Origin of the sequence: Rhizobium sp. BG4 (assembly GCF_016864575.1) — a bacterium.
GTDB lineage: Bacteria > Pseudomonadota > Alphaproteobacteria > Rhizobiales > Rhizobiaceae > Rhizobium.
The window spans coordinates 1,718,034-1,736,573 of record NZ_CP044125.1 but is presented as its reverse complement, the minus strand read 5'-3'; the positions used below and the strand labels follow the sequence as shown (position 1 = coordinate 1,736,573).

Genomic DNA, 18,540 nt, shown 5'->3' with positions numbered 1-18,540 from the left:
AATGACGAAGGAATTACCGAAGACGGCAAAGGCCGTGGTCATCGGCGGCGGCATTATCGGCTGCTCGACGGCCTATCATCTCGGCAAGCTCGGCTGGACGGATACCGTGCTGCTGGAGCGCAAGAAGCTGACATCAGGCACGACCTTCCATGCCGCCGGCCTCGTCGGTCAGCTGCGCACGAGCGCCAATATCACCCAGCTGCTCGGCTATTCCGTCGATCTGTACAAGAAGCTGGAGGCCGAGACCGGCCTTGGCACCGGCTGGAAGATGAACGGCGGCCTGCGGCTTGCCTGCAACGAGGAACGCTGGACGGAGGTAAAGCGTCAGGCGACCACGGCCCAGTCCTTCGGCCTCGAAATGCATCTGCTGACGCCGCAAGAGGCCTTCGATCTCTGGCCGCTGATGAACATCGATGACCTCGTCGGCGCGGCCTATCTGCCGACCGACGGTCAGGCGAACCCTTCGGATATCACTCAGGCGCTCGCGCGCGGCGCCCGCATGGCTGGGGTCTCTATTTTCGAAGACACCGAAGTCATCGATCTCGAAATCGACAAGGGCCGCATCCGCGCCGTCATCACCGCCAATGGCCGCATAGAGTGCGAACGCGTCGTCGTCTGTGCCGGTCAGTGGACCCGTGCCTTCGCCGCCCGCTTCGGCGTCAACGTGCCGCTGGTTTCGGTCGAGCACCAATACCTGATCACCGAATCCTTCGGCGTTCCCTCGAACCTGCCGACACTGCGCGATCCCGATCGCCTGACCTATTACAAGGAAGAGGTCGGCGGCCTCGTCATGGGCGGCTACGAGCCGAACCCGATCCCCTGGGCTACGGGCGGCATCCCTGAAGGCTTCCACTACACGCTCCTCGACAGCAATTACGATCACTTCGAGCAAATCATGGAACAGGCGCTGGCCCGTGTTCAGGGCCTCGAAACAGCCGGCGTCAAGCAGCTACTGAACGGTCCGGAAAGCTTCACGCCGGATGGCAATTTCATCCTCGGCGAAGCCCCGGAGCTGAAGAATTTCTTCGTCGGCGCCGGTTTCAACGCCTTTGGCATTGCCTCCGGCGGCGGTGCCGGCATGGCGCTCGCCGAATGGGTGGCGAAGGGCGAACCGCCCTACGATCTCTGGCCGGTCGATATCCGCCGCTTCGGCCGCCCGCATTTCGACACCGACTGGGTCCGCACCCGCACACTGGAGGCCTACGGCAAGCACTATACGCTGGCCTTCCCCTTCGAGGAGCATTCGAGCGGCCGCCCCTGCCGCAAGTCGCCGCTTTACGATCGCCTGAAGGCGCAGGGTGCCTGCTTCGGCGAAAAGCTCGGCTGGGAGCGGCCGAACTGGTTTGCCGATCTCTTCGCCAACGAAGAACCGAAGGATATCTACAGCTACAACCGGCAAAACTGGTTCGATGCCGTTGGCCGCGAGCACAAGGCGGTGCGCGAGGCCGCCGTCATCTTCGACCAGACCTCCTTCGCCAAATTCGTGCTCAAGGGCCGCGATGCCGAAGCAGCGCTCGGCTGGATCTCGTCGAATGACGTGGCAAAGCCCGCGGGATGGCTTGTCTATACCCAGATGCTGAACGACAAGGGCGGCATTGAGTGCGACCTCACCGTCGCCCGCATCGCCGAGAACGAATATTACATCGTCACCGGCACCGGCTTCGCGACTCACGATTTCGATTGGATAGCCCGCAATATTCCGGAGGGTATGCAGGCGGAGCTCGTCGATGTCACCTCAGCCTACTCTGTTCTCTCGCTGATGGGGCCGAATGCCCGCGCCGTGCTGGAGAAAGTCACGTCCTCGGATGTCTCGAACGCCGCCTTCCCCTTCGGCCGCATCAAGACCGTGGGGATCGCAGGCTGCCCCGTCAGGGCGCTGCGCATCACCTATGTCGGCGAGCTTGGCTACGAGCTGCATGTGCCGGTGGAATACGCCACGACTGTCTATGATGTTCTGATGGCCGCCGGAAACGGCCTTGGCCTCATCAATGCCGGCTACCGCGCCATCGAAAGCTGCCGCCTGGAAAAGGGCTACCGTGCCTGGGGATCGGATATCGGCCCGGATCATACGCCCGTTGAAGCAGGCCTCGCCTGGGCGGTGAAGACGAGAAAGACCACCCCCTTCCGCGGACGCGAAGCCATCGAGCGGCAACTCTCCGGCGGCGTCAGGAAGATGCTCGCCTGCTTCGTGCCCGATGATCCCGATGTCGTCCTGCTCGGCCGTGAAACCATCTACCGCGACGGCCAGCGCGTCGGCTGGCTCTCAAGCGGCGGCTTCGGCTACACGCTCGGAAAAGCGATCGGCTTTGGCTATGTCCGGAACCCGGCGGGTGTGACCGAGGATTTCGTGCTGTCGGGCACGTATGAGCTCGATGTCGCGAGAGAGCGGGCGCCGTGCTCGGTGTCGCTGAAGCCGTTGTATGATCCCGAGATGAAGCGGGTGAAGGGGTGAATATGCGATTCCGCTTGTGAGACGAAATGGGCCGCCTCATCCGGAACCCCCTCACCCTACCCGAGGGGAGAGGGGCTGTCGGAGCGTGCGGCAGTCTCTACTTCCCTTCTCCCCAGCGGGGAGAGGTGGCCCAAAGGGTCGGATGAGGGGCCCACAGGCAAACGGCTTCGCTACTCCCCTGACATTCCACAGCAAGTCGGAGTGAGGGGGCGAGAGCCTCAGAATAACGGCAACTTGTTATCCTGGATCAGAATATCCAGCTTGTTCGCCACATCCTCGGTCCAGACCGCATTGTCCGTCAGCGCCTTCGGGAACAGTCCCGGCAGCGTGAACAGCGCCGCCGAAACCGCGCCGCCGTTGCGCGGCACGTCGGCGAGCAGCGTGGCGATCTCTTCAGCGCGGGGGTCGCGCAGTTCGTAGGCCTTGCCGTTGCGGTCGGTGCCGAGTGCGTAGCGCATCCAGGCGGCGACGGCGATGGCGTAGGTCTCGGCCTGGCTGCCGCGGGCGAGTGCTTCCGTTGCCGGTTCGAGCAGACGCTGCGGCAGTTTCTGCGTGCCGTCCATGGCAATCTGGTAGGTGCGGTGGGCGATCGCCTTGTTTGCAAAGCGGGCTATCAGCTCGTCCGCATAGTGCTCCAGATTGATGCCGGGAACCGGATCGAGCGTCTTCGCCGCCGCGTTCATCTGCCGCCGCGCCAGAGCCGCCAACCCTTCGTCGTCCATGACGTCGCGAATATATTCATAGCCGCCTATGTAGCCGAGGTAAGCGAGCAGCGAATGCGCACCGTTCAGCATGCGCAGCTTCATCTTTTCGTAAGCCGAGACTTCATCGACCATCAGCACACCGGCCTTGTCCCAGTTCGGGCGGCCATTGGCGAAATGATCTTCGATCACCCATTGCGTAAAGGGTTCGGTCTCGATCGCGGCAAGGTCCTGCCGCCCGGTCAGGCGCTCGGCATCGGCATATGTCGCGTCGGTGCTGGCCGGCGTGATGCGGTCGACCATGGTCGAGGGGAAGGGAACGCTGGTCTCGATCCAGGCGCGAAGCTCCGGATCGACGCGGCCTGCGAAATCGAGGACGAGGCGCTTCAGCACGGCACCGTTGCTCGGAAGGTTGTCGCAGCTGAGCGGCGTGAAGGGCGCAACACCCTTTGCCCGGCGGCGCGCGAGACCTTCGACGAGATAACCGACGACGCCGCGCGGTGCGTGGCGGTTGGCAAGATCGGCGGCGACATCCGGATGCGCTAGGTCGAGGCCGCCGGTGCGAACGTCGAGACCGTAGGCCTTCTCGGTTACCGTCAGGCTGACGATGCGGATCGCCGGATCTTCGAGCCGCGACAGCAGCAGCGCCGGATCGCGCGGCGCCACATGCGCCTTCAGGATCGGGCCGATGACCTCGGCCGTCGTGCCCGACGTGTCGCGGATCAGCACCGTGTAGAGGCCGTTCTGGGCGTTAAGATTGGCGGCAACATCCGGGGTGCGCAGGCTCGCGACCTCGATACCCCAATCGCCGCCGGTGGCAGCGAGGGCAGCATCTGTGAAAGGCGCGAAATGGGCACGGAAGAATGCGCCCGGGCCGAGATGCAGAATGCCGGCCTTCAGCTTGCTGCGGTCATAGGCGGGAAGCTTTGCCGTCGGCGCCAGGCCGCTCAGGTCCTTCAGTCGATCGCTCACAGCTTGTAGGCCTTCTTCGCGTTGTCATAGGAGAGCTCGCGCGCGACGATCTCGGCGTCCTTCTTGCCGATCCGGTGCTCGGCCGTGAGCTGCGCCAGGAAGCCGCAGACCTCGCGGCGCCAGACGTCGTGACGGGCGGGGATCGAGAGCAGGGCGCGCGTATCGTCGTTGAAGCCGGCGAGATTGGCAAAGCCGGCGGTCTCGACGACCTGGTCGAGATAGCGGCGGATGCCGTTCGGGCTGTCGTGGAACCACCAGGGCGGGCCGATCGTCAGGCATTCCCAATGGCCGGCCATCGGCGCCAGTTCGCGCGCATAGGTCGTCTCGTCGAGCGTGAAGAGCAGGACGCGAAGTCCCGGCGCATGGCCGTATTTCGAAAGCAGCGCGCTGAGGCCGCCGACCCAGTCGGTACGGGTCGGGATATCGGCGCCCATGTTCGGACCGCGCGTGGCAAACAGGCCGGAATCGGTGTTGCGGCGCGATCCGGCATGGATCTGCATGACCATGCCGTCTTCGGCAGAAAGCCCGGCCATCTCGGTCATCATCTGGCCGCGGAACAGCTCGGCATCGGCAGCCGAAAGCGGGCCCTTCAGCGCCTTGTCGAGCAGTGCCTGGCGCTCGGTGGCGGAGAGGTCGGCGGTGAATGCGGTTGGAACGCCATGGTCGGTCGCGGTGGCGCCGAACTGGCGGAAATAGGCGCGGCGCTTGCGATGCGCGTCGATCATCCCGTCCCATTTGGTGACGTCGCAACCGGTGATCTCGCCGAGCTTGACGAGATTGTCGCGGAAGCCGACAGCATCCGGATCGGTCACGCTGTCGGGGCGGTATGTCGTGCGGACCTTACCGATCCAGCCGTCCTTCTGCATTTTCTGGTGATGGACGAGCGGGTCGAGCGCGCCTTCCGTCGTAGCGATCGTCTCGATGCCGAAGCGCTGGTGCAGGGCGCGCGGGCGGAACTCGGGCTTGGCGAGCTGCTCGTTGATGTAATCGTAGAGCGTGTCGGCATTTTGAGGCGTCAGCGGCTCGGTACAGCCGAGCACGGCCGACATTGCGTGGTCGACCCAAAGGCTGGAAGGCGTGCCGCGGAAGAGGTGATATTTCGCGGCAAAAGCGCGCCAGATGTCGCGGCCCTTGGAGACCGGCTTGCCGTCGAGCCGGGGAACGCCGAGCTCGTCGAGCTTCGTGCCGGTGCTGTGCAGCATACGGAAGAGATAATGGTCGGGAATGACCAGCAGCGAGGCGGCATCCTCGAAGGGCTTGTCCTCGGCGAACCAGGATGGCTCCGTATGCCCGTGCGGGCTGACGATCGGCAGCGCGCGGACCGTCTCATAGAGATCGCGCGCGATCGTCCGCGTTGCGGGATCGGCTGGAAAAAGCCGGTCCGGATGAAGAAAGCCGTTTCCTACGTCCATCAGATTTCCTCCCTGTTGGCGTAGGGCCTACTCCACCTCACGGGACACGGCAAGGCCTATCGGTAACCAAACGGTTCACTTTAGAATACGCTATAAGAGGCCCATTGACGCAGCCGTCGCTTTGCGTTTTGGAAGGGCAGCAAACGGCAGGAGAAAGCTATGGCCGAGGATATCAGCCGCATCACAGCGCTCGAAGAAACGGTGGCGCATCAGGCAAAGACGATCGACGAGCTTTCCGACCAGCTTGCCGAGCAGTGGAAGGTCGTGGAGCAGACGCGGGCCAAGCTCGATCGCCTGACCGAGCGCTTCCTGTCGCTCGAGGAGCAATCGCTGGAAGCGCCGGCGGTCACCAGGCCACCGCATTACTGAGCGGAAATGAAAAAGGGCGCCCGAAGGCGCCCTTTCGATCTTAGAGATTGCCGATGCAGAGATATTTCATCTCGAGATAATCGTCGGCGCCATGGCGCGAACCTTCGCGGCCGAGGCCGGACTGCTTGATGCCACCGAAGGGGGCGGTCTCGGTCGACATCAGGCCGGTGTTGATGCCGACCATGCCATATTCGAGCGCTTCGGCCACCTTCCAGACCTTCTTCAGATCGCCGGCGAAGAAATAGGCGGCGAGGCCGAACTCGGTGTCGTTGGCCTGCTGGATCACTTCCTCGACCGTGTCGAAGCGGAAGAGCGGGGCAACCGGGCCGAAGGTCTCTTCCTTGGCCACCTTCATGCCCTTGGCGACGCCCGTCAGAACCGTCGGCGTGAAGAAGGTGCCTGCACCTTCGATGCGCTTTCCGCCGGTCAGAACCTTGGCGCCCTTCGAGAGCGCGTCGCTGACATGGTCTTCGACCTTGGCGAGACCCTGTTCGTCGATCAGCGGACCGATCGTCACACCTGCGGTGAAACCGTCGCCGACCGACATGGCTTCCACCTTGGCAGCCAGCTTGGCGGCAAAGGCGTCATAGACGCCCGACTGGACGTAGAGACGGTTGGCGCAGACACAGGTCTGGCCGGCATTGCGGTACTTGGAGGCGATCGCGCCTTCGACGGCCGCATCGAGATCGGCATCGTCGAAGACGATGAACGGTGCGTTGCCGCCGAGCTCGAGGCTCACCTTCTTGATCTGGTCGGAGCACTGGCGCATCAGGATGCGGCCGACTTCGGTCGAGCCGGTGAAGCTGATCTTGCGCACCTTGTCGTTGCCGCAGAGTTCCTTGCCGATCGCCGGGCCGTCTTCACCGACGATGACGTTGAAGACGCCGGCGGGAACACCGGCCTGCTCGGCGAGAACCGCAAGCGCGATCGCTGAAAGCGGCGTCTGCTCGGCGGGCTTTGAAACGACGGTGCAGCCGACCGCAAGCGCCGGAGCGATCTTGCGGGTGATCATCGCCGCCGGGAAATTCCAGGGCGTGATCGTGCCGACGACGCCGACCGGCTGCCTGATCACCAGCATGCGCTTGTCATTCGACGGTGCCGGAATGGTCTCCCCGTAGATGCGCTTGGCTTCTTCCGCATACCATTCGATATAGGCGGCGGCGTAGAGGATCTCGCCGCGCGCTTCGGCGAACGGCTTGCCCATTTCGGCCGTCAGTATGGCGGCGAGCTCGTCGGCATTGGCGACCATCAGGTCGAACCATTTGCGCAGGATGGCGCTGCGGTCCTTGGCAGGCTTCGCCGCCCAGGCGGGCTGGGCTGCATAGGCCGCGTCGATCGCCTTGCGGGTGTCGGCAGCGCCCATGTCAGGCAGCGAGGCCAGCACTTCGCCGGTCGCCGGGTTCAGCACGTCGAAGGTCTTGGTCGCATCGCCCTTCGTCCATTCACCGTTGATATAGCCGGTGTCGCGCAGGAACTGCGAGGAGAAGGGGACGTGTTTCGTCAGTGCAGTCGTGAATGCCATGTCATTTACTCCGAAGGGACGGTTACTTGCCCGCGCTTGCTTCAAGAATGGAGGCTTCGAGGATATCGAGCGCTTCGCCGAAGATATTGTCCTGAATGGTGATCGGGGCAAGGAAGCGAATGACGTTTCCGTGCACGCCGCAGGTCAAAAGGATCAGCCCCTTCTCCAGCGCGATCAGGCGCACCTTGTTGGCGAATTCGGCGCTCGGAAGCTTGGTCGTCTTGTCGTTGAACTCGACGGCGTTCATGAAGCCCGGGCCGCGGATATCGACGATCTCGGGCGCCCTGTCGCGCAGCGATTCCAGGCGCTGCTTCAGGCGGCCGCCCAGCTGGTTGGCGCGGTTGCAGAGGTCCTCGTCCTTGATGACATCGAGAACGGCATGTGCCGCAGCGATGCCGAGCGGATTGCCGCCATAGGTGCCGCCGAGGCCGCCGGGGCCGGGCGCATCCATGATCTCGGCGCGGCCGGTGACGGCAGCAAGCGGGAAGCCGCCGGCAAGGCTCTTCGCCATGGTCATCAGGTCGGGAGCGACCTCATGGTGATCCATCGCAAACATCTTGCCGGTGCGTGCAAAGCCGGTCTGCACTTCGTCGGCAATCAGCAGGATGCCGTGCTGGTCGCAGAGCTCGCGCAGCGCCTTCATGAAGGCGGCGGGTGCCGGATAGAAGCCACCTTCGCCCTGAACCGGCTCGATGATGATCGCCGCAACCCGCTGCGGATCGACATCGGCGGCAAACAGCTTCTTCAGCGCTGCGAGCGACTGCTCGGCGGTGACGCCATGCAGCTCGACCGGGAAGGGAACGTGGAAGACGTCGCCCGGCATGGCGCCAAAGCCGACCTTGTACGGCACGACCTTGCCGGTCAGTGCCATGCCCATGAAGGTGCGGCCATGGAAGCCGCCGCCGAAGGCGATGACGGCCGAACGGCCAGTCGCGGCGCGAGCGATCTTCACGGCATTTTCGACAGCTTCCGCACCCGTCGTCACGAAGATCGTTTTCTTGGCGAAGTTGCCCGGCGCGATCTCGTTCAGGCGTTCGGCGAGATGCACATAGGTTTCGTAGGGAACGACCTGGTGGCAGGTATGGGTGAAGTGATCGAGCTGATCCTTGACGGCGGCAATCACGCGCGGATGGCGGTGGCCAGTGTTGAGAACGGCGATGCCGGCGGCAAAATCGATGTAGCGGCGGCCCTCCTTGTCCCAGATCTCGGCATTCTCTGCGCGATCGGCGTAGATTTGCGTGGTCATGCCGACGCCGCGGGAAATTGCGGCATTCTTCCGGTCCGTAAGAGTGGTTGCGGTCATCGATGCGCTCCTGCGCTCAAAAGGGTTTGTGAATTATCTTGCATAACTTCTGCAAGATATGTAGAAAAGTCCTACATTTTTCCTGCAAGAAATCAAGCGGCATTTTTTGCTTCAAACATCACGCCTTTTGATGGATGCTCGGGGCAAGAGATTCTGTCGCGGCAGGATGCATAAAGCACCACGGAATCAGGGATTTATTGGCGAATGAACAATAACGGGCCGGTGCGCTACAAGGTCACCGAGGCAGCGCGGCTGGCAGGCATATCTGCGTCCACCGTCCGCCTCTGGGAGAGCCAGGGCCTGCTGGTGCCCGATCGTTCGGAGACCGGCCACCGGCAGTATAGCGCCGATGACGTCGCGCGGTTGAAGAAGATCTCCTGGTACCGCGTCGAGCGTGGCCTCAACCCGGCTGCCATCCGCGAAGCGCTGGAAAGCGAAGAGCCGTCCGCCGATACCGGGGAAAGCGGCGGCGCATCGGATATCGGCCGCCGGCTGCGTAGCCTGCGTCACGCCGCCGGCAAGACGCTCGATCAGGTCGCCGGCGACATGGGCGTCACCTCGTCGACGCTTTCGACGCTGGAGCGCACCTCGCAGGGCGTCAGCTTCAAGACACTGCATGACCTCGCCGAATATTACGGCACGACGGTCTCGCGTCTGTCTGGCGAGGAAGCCGACGATGCGACTGCCGTCGTCCGTTCCGGCGAATGGCGGACCTGGCCGGAAACAACGCCCGGCGTCACCGTGCAGCTTCTCGCCGAGGGGCGACGGATGATGGATTGCCACCGCTTCGTGCTGGCACCCGGCGCCACCAGCGAAGGCGCCTACCGGCATGAGGGCGAGGAGTTCATGCATGTGCTCTCCGGTCGCCTGGAGCTGGTGCTCGATTCCGACCAGTTCTTCGATCTCGGGCCGGGGGACTCGCTTTATTTCGAGAGCCGCCGCTATCATTCCTGGCGCAACCAGCATGATGGCGAGACCGTGCTGCTCTGGATCAATACGCCGCCGACCTTCTAGGGTCCGGAGGCGAATGCCGGTATCGCCGCCGCTGCCTTTGCGCTATAGCGCCGGAAGAACCACGTGAGGTAAGAGACAGCCATGGCCGCCACCATCCGTTATCATGAAGGCGACATCTCCGCGGCGGATGCCGCCCGCTATAAAGGCGCAATCGCGATCGATACCGAGACGCTGGGCCTCGTGCCACGCCGCGACCGCCTCTGCGTCGTGCAGCTTTCGCCGGGCGACGGTACGGCCGATGTGATCCGCATCGCTTCCGGCCAGAAGGAAGCGCCGAACCTGACGATGATGCTCGCCGATCCGGCGCGCCAGAAGATCTTCCACTATGGCCGCTTCGATATCGCCGTGCTGTTCCACACTTTCGGCGTCACCACGACCCCTGTCTTCTGCACCAAGATCGCCTCGCGCCTCTGCCGCACCTATACGGATCGTCATGGCCTGAAGGATAATCTCAAGGAGATGCTTGAGGTCGATATCTCCAAGGCGCAGCAGTCTTCGGACTGGGCGGCGGCGACGCTGTCGCAGGCGCAGCTCGAATATGCGGCCTCCGACGTGCTCTATCTCCATGCCCTGCGCGACAAGCTGACCGAGCGGCTGCTGCGCGACGGCCGATTCGATCATGCCACCGCCTGCTTCGAATTCCTGCCGACCCGCGCCAAGCTCGATCTTCTCGGCTGGGAAGAGGCTGACATTTTTGCTCATAGTTGAGCAAAATCGCATATTTACGCCGGAACGGCCGGGCAGGATTTCGCATCCCGCCCGGCCGTTAGTTTTTCATTAACGGCCAATCGGTAGAATCATCATCAATTTTTAAGCATTCGGCGGCGCGATGACGCGCCAAGCGGGCGGGAGGAGCCGCGCGAGAATGCGAAGGGCCGGATGAGCACGGTCTTCCTGTCCTCTGCTTCGATTGTCACTTGCGAAAGTAGGAGCATGCCATGTTGACTCCGGTTCGTGCAGCGTCAAATACGAGTCTCTCTTCCAACGGCCAGTCTGTCGCGATCGTCGCGAGCGGTCTTGCCCGTTCCATCGTTGCCCCGGCCCCGGTTCAGGCCGTCGAAGGCTCCGATCTGAATTCGGCAATCGCCGGCAAACTCAACCTGCTTCTGGCCGCCGCGCGCGAACGGATGTTCGATGCGCTTCTGGATGCGATCAATGCCGCATCCGAAGCCCTGCCGCTGCCGCGTCAGGACGGCGAGACCAATCTCGCCTTCGCCGCCCGCCTCGCGGATACGATACAGAAGCTTCCGGCCGCCCGCATCAACGAGATCGAAACGCAGCTTGCTGCCGACGGCCACACGCTGCCGCTGCGGCTGATCACCGAGGCGTTAAGGAACCCGGCCGGTCCGGAAGCCGCGCGCGTCGTCGCTTATCTCGAAACCATCCGCTACAAGGATCGCGATCTTGCCGCTCGCGCCGTCGTGCGCTCCTATCGCCAGAACGATGCCTCGCCACTGCGCCCCGAGCAGCGGCCGGATATCGTTCTGCAGGAAGACAGCATCCTGCCGCAGCCGAAGGGCGATACCGTCCCGGCTCGCGAGACGCAGGCCCAGGCCCCTGCCCGGCAGACGGCTGAACCGGCCGCCCAACTGCCGCTCGCAGCCTTCTCCTCTCTGCCCGTCGAAACGATCGAGGAGATCGCCGCCGAGCCGGAAATGGCGGGCGAGCTGCTGCAGGTCGAAACCGCGGATGAGGTAATAGAAGCTAAGGAGCCTGCAGCCGAAGAACCGCAGCAGCTTGCCGAAGCCGAAACACATCAAACTGCGCCGATGGTCGTGAAGGATCGCGCTGAGCCTGTGATCCCGAAGATCTGGCCCGCCGTCCTGGCATCGATCACCGAGGAAGCCTCGGAGCTCCTGGTCGCCATCATCGGCGAGCAGGAAGTGGCGACACTGCTCGATGCGCTGGCCGTCGAAGCCGACGATCCCGAAGTCATGCCCGAGCAGGCGATGAGCGACGAGATGAAGGAGGCGATGGATGGTCCGGAACAGGCCGCCACGCAGAAGCAGGCACAGCCGGCAGATGCCGCCGCCGTGCGCGCTGTCGCCGCCGACGCTGCCCAGATCGCCCGCCAGCAGAGGGAAATTGCCGCGCAGCCGCAGGTACTTCCCTCCGATCTCACCGAGATGGCACAAAAGTCCGGCCTCCTGCGCCCTGCCGATGGCGTCGGCTACATGGCGACGCCCTATCATTTCGCCAAGGATGGCGCCGAGCGCCGCGATCCGCAGATGCATCGCAGTGATTATGAAGGCGGTGCCGGCGACGATGAGCAGGAAGCCCAGTCGGGCGAAGAACAGCAGTCCGCCGGCCAGCAGGAACAACAGCGTCCGCAGGGCAGGGTGCCCGCCGATCTGCCCGAGATCGAGGCGCGCCCGGAAGAGCCGCGCGTCGCCGATCCGGTCTTCGCGCTCTACCAGCGCATGGTCGGCTGGGAATAACGGCGGTTTAAAAAATCAGGACAAAGAAAAACCCGCCGGATCGCTCCGGCGGGTTCTTCATTTCAAAGCTTGTAGCGATTACTCGCCGCGGTTCTTCAGAGCCGCGCCAAGGATGTCGCCGAGCGAAGCGCCGGAGTCGGACGAACCGAACTGAGCGACGGCTTCCTTCTCTTCTGCGATTTCCAGAGCCTTGATGGACAGCATGATCTTGCGGTCCTTCTTGGAGAAGTTGGTGACGCGGGCGTCAACAACCTGGCCAACCGAGAAGCGTTCCGGACGCTGGTCGTCGCGGTCGCGTGCGAGATCTGCACGGCGGATGAACGAGGTGATGTCTTCGTGCTCGACGAGCTTCACTTCGATGCCGCCATCGTTGACTGCGGTGATTTCGCAGGAAACGACTGCATTCTTGCGCAGGTCGCCAGAGGCAGCGGCGTCGCCAACTGCATCCTTGCCGAGCTGCTTGATGCCGAGCGAGATGCGCTCCTTTTCGACGTCAACATCGAGAACGACAGCCTTGACGACATCGCCCTTGTTGAACTCTTCGATGACCTGTTCGCCCGGACGGTTCCAGTCGAGATCAGAGAGGTGCACCATGCCGTCAACGTCGCCGTCGAGGCCGATGAACAGGCCGAATTCGGTCTTGTTCTTGACTTCGCCTTCGACCTCAGTGCCAGCCGGATGGTTGCGGGCGAATGCTGCCCACGGGTTTTCCAGCGTCTGCTTGAGACCGAGCGAGATACGGCGCTTGGACGGATCGACTTCGAGAACGACGACTTCGACTTCCTGGCTCGTGGACAGGATCTTGCCGGGGTGTACGTTCTTCTTGGTCCAGGACATTTCCGAGATGTGGATCAGGCCTTCGATGCCCGGCTCCAGCTCGACGAACGCACCGTAGTCGGTGATGTTCGTGACGGTACCGGAGATCTTCTTGCCTTCCGGGTACTTGGCCTGGATGCCATCCCACGGATCCGACTCGAGCTGCTTCATGCCGAGCGAGATGCGGTGGGTTTCCTGGTTGATGCGGATGATCTGAACCTTGACCTGCTGGCCGATGTTCAGGATCTCCGACGGATGGTTGACGCGGCGCCATGCCATGTCGGTGACGTGCAGCAGGCCATCGATGCCGCCGAGGTCAACGAACGCACCGTAATCGGTGATGTTCTTGACGACGCCGTCAACAACCTGGCCTTCTTCGAGGTTCTGAACGATTTCAGAACGCTGCTCGGCACGGGATTCTTCCAGAACCGTACGGCGCGAAACCACGATGTTGCCGCGGCGCTTGTCCATCTTGAGGATTTCGAAGGGCTGCGGGTTGTGCATCAGCGGGGAAACGTCGCGGATCGGACGGATGTCGACCTGCGAGCGCGGCAGGAAGGCGATTGCGCCGTCGAGGTCGACAGTGAAGCCGCCCTTGACCTGGTTGAAGATCACGCCTTCGACGCGCTCACCAGCTTCAAACTTGGCTTCGAGCTTGATCCAGCTTTCTTCGCGGCGAGCCTTCTCGCGCGACAGAACAGCTTCGCCAAGTGCGTTTTCGATGCGCTCGACGTAAACTTCGACTTCGTCGCCGACCTTCAGCGAACCGTCCTTGGCACGTGCGCCGAATTCCTTGAGCGCGATGCGGCCTTCGACCTTCAGGCCGACGTCAACAACGGCAACATCCTTTTCGATGGCCGTGACGATGCCCTTGGTGACATAGCCTTCAGCCAGATCGTTCTTGGCAAAGGATTCTTCGAGAAGGGCCGCGAAATCCTCGCGAGAGGGAGTAGCTACTGACATAAAATCTCCTGCGTGGCCTTCGATAGCTTCAAGGCTCACGTATGCGCCGGTTGGTTCGTGTTGAACAGGCCTGAACCCAGTCCGCCTCCTCGAAGGAAGCAATCCGGCGCTTGGACGGAATTTCAGGCTTTCTCAAAAGCATCTCGCGGCGCAAAGCGCAGAAAGCGTGCTCGAATTCAGTTATTTCGGTTCAAGGCCGCGTCGATCAACGATTTCGCAGCTTGAAACGCGGCCTCTATACTCATTTCCGACGTATCAAGCAAGTGCGCGTCTTCGGCTGGTTTCAAAGGGCTGTCGGCCCTTCCCATGTCCCTTTCGTCGCGCCGCTTCACATCCTCGAAAATCGCCTCGAAATCGGCAGCGGTTCCCTTGGCGGTGATTTCGTCGTAACGGCGCCTTGCGCGCACCTGCGCAGAGGCGGTCACATAGAGCTTCACCGGAGCGTCCGGGCAGACGACGGTGCCGATGTCACGGCCGTCGAGCACGGTTCCCGGCGCCTTCTGCGCAAACCGCTGCTGCGCTTCGACTAGCGCGCGGCGGACTGCGGGCATCACGGCAATCTTCGAGGCGGCTTCGCCGATCTCGTGTTTCGACAGGATATCGCGATCGAGGCCGCCGAGTTCAACCTCGCGGGCGATCTTTTCTGCCACCGCCTCGTCGTCGAGCGGCAGGCCGGCATCGAGAAGCGCCTTGGCCGTCGCCCGGTAGGTCAGTCCGGTATCGAGATGGTGAAAGCCGTATTCATCGGCAATCCGGCGCGAAAGCGTGCCCTTGCCGGCTGCAGCCGGGCCGTCGATGGCAATCGTGAATGTCGTCTTCAATGGTTTCCTTCCAGCCCGCCATAGCGTTTGACGAGCTCGATCATGTCTTGTTGGCCGCCAGCCGCGTCCAGTCCGGCAGCAACGCCTTCGCGGTCGGCAACGGGACGGTTCTGGCTGACCTTCCACTTACCTTCAAGCGTCGTAATCTCGATTTCGATGCCGATGATGCCCTTCATCTGCGCACGGATGAAATCGTCGGGCGCATCGGCAACGGCCCATGGCTTCTCGCGGCTTGCCTCATGCTGGCCGGTGATCGCGTTGATCTGCGACAGCAGCCAGCCGGCATCGTCGATGACGCAGGCCCTGCCGCGCGCCTGGACGATCGCGTAATTCCAGGTCGGCACGACCTTGCCGGTCTCCTGCTTGGTCTTGTACCAGGACGGCGTCACATAGGAGTTGGCGCCCTGGAAAACGGCGAGAATGTCAGCGCCGTCAGCGATGTCGCGCCACTGCGCATTCGCTTTCGCCAGGTGCAGCCGCAGCGTTCCCTTCTCCGATGCTTCGGCATCGATATGAAACGGGACAGGATTGGCGATCAGCCCGCTTGCCCCGGCTGTGATCAGCAGACCCAGCGGATGGGCGCGGATCAGCGCCTGCTGCGTTGCCAGGTCCTCTTCGCGGAAATGGGGCGGCTGATACATGGTTTTCTCGCCGTTTTTGTCGTTTCGGCGTTTCCTAACACACTGCCGCCAGCCGGTCATCCCGTCATCACGGCCACGCCATGCGCCGGCCGCGAAGTTTCGCTTTGACATAATTGGCCGCAACGATTAAGGGGACCGGCTTATATAAATTCCGAATAGAACGCCGGTTTACACGGCATTTGCCGAATCTAGCATTCGGCCATTCTCACGAGGCTTATAGTGGCGAAAGCGGAACTTGGAACCAAGCGTACCGATCCGGAAACCGGCAAGAAGTTCTACGATCTGAACCGGGACCCGATCGTTTCTCCTTACACCGGAAAATCCTATCCCCTGTCCTTCTTCCAGGAAACCTCGGCCGCTGCTGCTGCCGAGCTGAACGACGAGGACGAAGTTCAGGAAGTCGATACCGAGAACACCGAAGTCGAACTCGTTTCGCTTGAGGACGCCGATGAAGGCGCAAGCGGCGACGACATTCCGGACATGGGCGACGACGACGTCGAAATCGAAGGCGATGACGACGACGATACCTTCCTCGAAGCCGACGAAGACGAAGACGATGACGACATGAGCGACATCATCGGCGTCACCGGCGACGAAGACGAAGTCTGATCCCGCATAATCCACGGCCCGGACAACAAAAATTCTCCGGGCCGTTTTTTAGGCTTGCCATCTGCGAAAACCGCAAGTAATAAGCCGCCACTCCACCGGGTTAACCCGCTTCGGAGTATCCCAGGACCGGAAAATACCGGACCACCCTGATGGGGCTATAGCTCAGCTGGGAGAGCGCTTGCATGGCATGCAAGAGGTCAGCGGTTCGATCCCGCTTAGCTCCACCAAATCTTTCCCTTGAACTAAATCAACACGGCTCGACAGAAACGCAACTTGGCGTCTGAGCTTACCTAAGGGAAAGTCTGAGGCGGCCCATCGAGCCGCCATGCCAAGCCCTGCAGGCAATCTGCCTAGATTCCCGAAAACTCGCTCGCCCTCGGGCCTGCCAGCGAAACGCGCCAGGATGATTTGCTTGTGAAGCTTTGGGTCGCCAGGAAGGTGTAGCCGGTGCTCTGCCAGGACTTCACCGAGCCGTTCAGGCTGTCGAGCACGTAGTCGCCGGATTTCAGCCGGGCGACGAGGACGACGTGATTCTGTCCGTGCCGCTCGATGACGACGGAGAGCGCCAGCCTTTGCGAGGGAAAGCCGGCATCGAGCAGGGTCTTCATCTTCAGGAGGGCGTAATCCTCGCAATCGCCCTTGTTGTCGATCGGCAGCGACCAGAACTCGCTCTTGCCTGACGTTACCGTATCCGGCGCGGGCCGGGTGGCGGCATTGACGCTCCTATTGACGCGGGTGATCAGCGCCATCGCCGAAGCGTCGTCCAGCTCCTTGCCCCCGCCATTCCTGCAAACCCAACCATATCGCGCACAGGCTCCCGCGAAACCTGGAGGCGCGCCGATCGATCGGTCCTGGGGAAGAGCCGTCCCGGCAAATGACTGACTTTGTGAAAGAAAACTCAACGCAACAGCTACGCTAGTCAACAGGAAGTAACGCATGGTCTGCCCTCCTTCGAAAGTGCTAGTCCGTTTAAGCTAAAACTTTATGCATTCGAGGTTAGCTATGTATTAAGATGTACTGTTACTGGCGGGCTTGCTGACTAGGGATAACAAATAGCTAATATAAAATGTATTTCGTTAGCGCTTCGTTAACCTAGGGAGTTGCCCAATGTTAAGAACAACAGCGAAATACAGCATAGTCATCGCTTACCTCATGGCTTCAACCAGCCTCGGGATGTCTGCCCCTCTTCAGATCGACTGTCGCATCGTCAAGCCTGGAACCATCGAGGCCCGCCTCTGTCGCCCCACAGCTGCGATCCCGACCGATGACTATCACGGTTTCGGCGACGATTCAGGCGGTTTGAGGACTTCTTCACAGGCTTCGACGTCTGGAGGCGGTTCCAGCGGCAACCCCGGTGGTGGCAGTAACCCCGGTGGTGGCGATGGCGGCAACCCTGGTGGCGGTGACGGCGGTAACCCTGGCGGTGGCCATGGTGGTGGTGACGGTGGCCACGGTGGTGGCGATGGCGGCCAAGGTGGTGGTGACGGTGGCCAAGGTGGTGGTAACGGCAACCATGGCGGCGGTAACGGCGGCCAAGGTGGTGGTAACGGCAACCATGGCGGCGGTAACGGCGGCCAGGGTGGTGGTAACGGCAACCATGGCGGCGGTAACGGCGGCCAAGGTGGTGGTAACGGCAACCATGGCGGCGGTAACGGCGGCCAGGGTGGTGGTAACGGCAACCATGGCGGCGGTAACGGCGGCCAAGGTGGTGGTAACGGCAACCATGGCGGCGGTAACGGCGGCCAGGGTGGTGGTAACGGCAACCATGGCGGCGGTAACGGCGGCCAGGGTGGTGGTAACGGCAACCATGGCGGCGGTAACGGCGGCCAAGGTGGTGGTAACGGCAACCATGGCGGCGGTAACGGCGGCCAAGGTGGCGGCAACGGCAACCATGGCGGCGGTAACGGCAACCACGGTGGCGGCAACGGCAACCACGGTGGTGGCAACGGCGGCCAGGGTGGCGGCAATGGCAACCATGGCGGCGGTAACGGCGGCCAGGGTGGCGGCAACGGCAACCATGGGGGCGGTAACGGCGGCCAAGGTGGCGGCAATGGTAACCACGGTGGCGGCAACGGCGGCCAGGGTGGTGGTAACGGTAACCATGGCGGCGGTAACGGCGGCCAGGGTGGCGGCAATGGTAACCACGGTGGTGGCAACGGCGGCCAGGGTGGTGGCAACGGCAACCACGGTGGCGGTAACGGAGGCCAGGGTGGCGGCAATGGTAACCACGGTGGTGGCAACGGCGGCCAGGGTGGCGGCAATGGCAGCCACGGTGGCGGCCACGGAGGTGGCAAGTATAACCAGTGATCCTGCTGTCCAGCGGTCAACGATGACGAGGAGCCCGGCTGAAAAGCCGGGCTTCGTTCTTTCCTGGCTGTCGACAATATCCGCCTGACGGAGTGTCGCGCGCTCCATAGCCGGCGTAGCGCGATCGGCCATTCCATCGACAGCCTTGCCATACCCGCCCGTTCGGCTTAGCTCTGCCGCATATCGAATCCGGACAAGCG

15 protein-coding genes and 1 tRNA gene are annotated in these 18,540 nt (G+C 62.5%); 7 read left to right on the top strand and 9 right to left on the bottom strand.

From position 1 onward, the window contains the following. Nucleotide 1 precedes the first annotated feature (1 nt). Nucleotides 2–2,452 (top strand): FAD-dependent oxidoreductase, encoded by a 2,451-nt coding sequence (locus F2982_RS09040; RefSeq protein ID WP_203429862.1) that lies wholly within the window; start codon nucleotides 2–4, stop codon nucleotides 2,450–2,452. 218 nt (nucleotides 2,453–2,670) lie between these two features. Here F2982_RS09040 and F2982_RS09035 read toward each other — a convergent pair whose 3' ends face one another. After that, a complete protein-coding gene (locus F2982_RS09035) occupies nucleotides 2,671–4,125 on the bottom strand; it encodes a mannitol dehydrogenase family protein (protein WP_203429861.1) in 1,455 nt (484 codons plus the stop codon). Next, nucleotides 4,122–5,537 (bottom strand): glucuronate isomerase, encoded by a 1,416-nt coding sequence (uxaC, locus tag F2982_RS09030; protein WP_203429860.1) that lies wholly within the window; start codon nucleotides 5,535–5,537, stop codon nucleotides 4,122–4,124. The genes F2982_RS09035 and uxaC overlap by 4 nt, the downstream gene beginning before the upstream one ends. Before the next feature lie 159 nt (nucleotides 5,538–5,696). On the opposite strand from uxaC, the gene F2982_RS09025 reads away from it, so the two are divergent. Beyond that, nucleotides 5,697–5,906, top strand: coding sequence for a SlyX family protein (locus tag F2982_RS09025; RefSeq protein ID WP_203429859.1), 210 nt, complete (start codon nucleotides 5,697–5,699; stop codon nucleotides 5,904–5,906). Between the two features lie 40 nt (nucleotides 5,907–5,946). Here the strand turns inward: F2982_RS09025 and F2982_RS09020 are convergent, their stop codons facing one another. Beyond that, nucleotides 5,947–7,428, bottom strand: coding sequence for an NAD-dependent succinate-semialdehyde dehydrogenase (locus tag F2982_RS09020; RefSeq protein WP_112714276.1), 1,482 nt, complete (start codon nucleotides 7,426–7,428; stop codon nucleotides 5,947–5,949). Nucleotides 7,429–7,450: 22 nt separating this feature from the next. Then, a complete protein-coding gene (locus F2982_RS09015; protein WP_112714274.1) occupies nucleotides 7,451–8,731 on the bottom strand; it encodes a 4-aminobutyrate--2-oxoglutarate transaminase in 1,281 nt (426 codons plus the stop codon). Between the two features lie 204 nt (nucleotides 8,732–8,935). Between F2982_RS09015 and F2982_RS09010 the strand changes: the two genes are divergently transcribed. From F2982_RS09010 to F2982_RS09000, 3 genes are all read left to right on the top strand, one after another. After that, entirely contained in the window at nucleotides 8,936–9,745 is an 810-nt protein-coding gene (locus F2982_RS09010) for a MerR family transcriptional regulator (RefSeq protein WP_203429858.1), read from the top strand. 81 nt (nucleotides 9,746–9,826) lie between these two features. After that, the gene (locus F2982_RS09005; protein WP_112714270.1) at nucleotides 9,827–10,453 is read left to right on the top strand and encodes a ribonuclease D; all 627 of its coding nucleotides are present in this window, start codon (nucleotides 9,827–9,829) and stop codon (nucleotides 10,451–10,453) included. A 230-nt stretch (nucleotides 10,454–10,683) separates the two neighbouring features. Beyond that, nucleotides 10,684–12,183, top strand: a complete 1,500-nt coding sequence (locus F2982_RS09000; protein ID WP_203429857.1) for a hypothetical protein — start codon at nucleotides 10,684–10,686, stop codon at nucleotides 12,181–12,183. 78 nt (nucleotides 12,184–12,261) lie between these two features. Here the strand turns inward: F2982_RS09000 and rpsA are convergent, their stop codons facing one another. From rpsA to F2982_RS08985, 3 genes are all read right to left on the bottom strand, one after another. Then, a complete protein-coding gene (gene rpsA / locus F2982_RS08995) occupies nucleotides 12,262–13,962 on the bottom strand; it encodes a 30S ribosomal protein S1 (protein ID WP_112714266.1) in 1,701 nt (566 codons plus the stop codon). Between the two features lie 176 nt (nucleotides 13,963–14,138). After that, nucleotides 14,139–14,783, bottom strand: coding sequence for a (d)CMP kinase (gene cmk, locus F2982_RS08990; RefSeq protein ID WP_112714264.1), 645 nt, complete (start codon nucleotides 14,781–14,783; stop codon nucleotides 14,139–14,141). After that, nucleotides 14,780–15,424: an FMN-binding negative transcriptional regulator gene (locus F2982_RS08985; protein ID WP_203429856.1), complete on the bottom strand. Its 645-nt coding sequence runs from the start codon at nucleotides 15,422–15,424 to the stop codon at nucleotides 14,780–14,782. The genes cmk and F2982_RS08985 overlap by 4 nt, the downstream gene beginning before the upstream one ends. Before the next feature lie 219 nt (nucleotides 15,425–15,643). Here F2982_RS08985 and F2982_RS08980 point away from each other — a divergent pair, with 219 nt between their 5' ends. Together F2982_RS08980 and F2982_RS08975 are read left to right on the top strand one after the other, a co-directional pair. Further along, complete coding sequence (locus F2982_RS08980) at nucleotides 15,644–16,033, top strand: TIGR02300 family protein (RefSeq protein ID WP_203429855.1); 390 nt, start codon at nucleotides 15,644–15,646, stop codon at nucleotides 16,031–16,033. A gap of 151 nt (nucleotides 16,034–16,184) precedes the next feature. Further along, nucleotides 16,185–16,260: transfer RNA gene (locus F2982_RS08975), tRNA-Ala, on the top strand. Between the two features lie 123 nt (nucleotides 16,261–16,383). Here the strand turns inward: F2982_RS08975 and F2982_RS08970 are convergent. Both F2982_RS08970 and F2982_RS08965 read right to left on the bottom strand, forming a co-directional pair. Continuing rightward, nucleotides 16,384–16,971 carry a transglutaminase-like cysteine peptidase gene (locus F2982_RS08970; RefSeq protein WP_203429854.1) on the bottom strand — a complete coding sequence of 196 codons (588 nt, stop codon included), beginning with the start codon at nucleotides 16,969–16,971 and terminating at the stop codon, nucleotides 16,384–16,386. Between the two features lie 373 nt (nucleotides 16,972–17,344). Next, entirely contained in the window at nucleotides 17,345–18,472 is a 1,128-nt protein-coding gene (locus F2982_RS08965) for a hypothetical protein (RefSeq protein ID WP_203429853.1), read from the bottom strand. Between the last annotated feature and the right edge of the window lie 68 nt (nucleotides 18,473–18,540).

Bases quoted from the DNA above. Each gene is read 5' to 3' on its own strand.
- F2982_RS09040 (WP_203429862.1), top strand. From the start codon at position 2: ATGACGAAGGAATTACCGAAGACGGCAAAGGCCGTGGTCATCGGCGGC.
- uxaC (WP_203429860.1), bottom strand. From the start codon at position 5,537: ATGGACGTAGGAAACGGCTTTCTTCATCCGGACCGGCTTTTTCCAGCC.
- F2982_RS09025 (WP_203429859.1), top strand. From the start codon at position 5,697: ATGGCCGAGGATATCAGCCGCATCACAGCGCTCGAAGAAACGGTGGCG.
- F2982_RS09020 (WP_112714276.1), bottom strand. From the start codon at position 7,428: ATGGCATTCACGACTGCACTGACGAAACACGTCCCCTTCTCCTCGCAG.
- F2982_RS09015 (WP_112714274.1), bottom strand. From the start codon at position 8,731: ATGACCGCAACCACTCTTACGGACCGGAAGAATGCCGCAATTTCCCGC.
- F2982_RS09010 (WP_203429858.1), top strand. From the start codon at position 8,936: ATGAACAATAACGGGCCGGTGCGCTACAAGGTCACCGAGGCAGCGCGG.
- F2982_RS09005 (WP_112714270.1), top strand. From the start codon at position 9,827: ATGGCCGCCACCATCCGTTATCATGAAGGCGACATCTCCGCGGCGGAT.
- F2982_RS09000 (WP_203429857.1), top strand. From the start codon at position 10,684: ATGTTGACTCCGGTTCGTGCAGCGTCAAATACGAGTCTCTCTTCCAAC.
- rpsA (WP_112714266.1), bottom strand. From the start codon at position 13,962: ATGTCAGTAGCTACTCCCTCTCGCGAGGATTTCGCGGCCCTTCTCGAA.
- F2982_RS08985 (WP_203429856.1), bottom strand. From the start codon at position 15,424: ATGTATCAGCCGCCCCATTTCCGCGAAGAGGACCTGGCAACGCAGCAG.
- F2982_RS08970 (WP_203429854.1), bottom strand. From the start codon at position 16,971: ATGCGTTACTTCCTGTTGACTAGCGTAGCTGTTGCGTTGAGTTTTCTT.
- F2982_RS08965 (WP_203429853.1), bottom strand. From the start codon at position 18,472: ATGGCCGATCGCGCTACGCCGGCTATGGAGCGCGCGACACTCCGTCAG.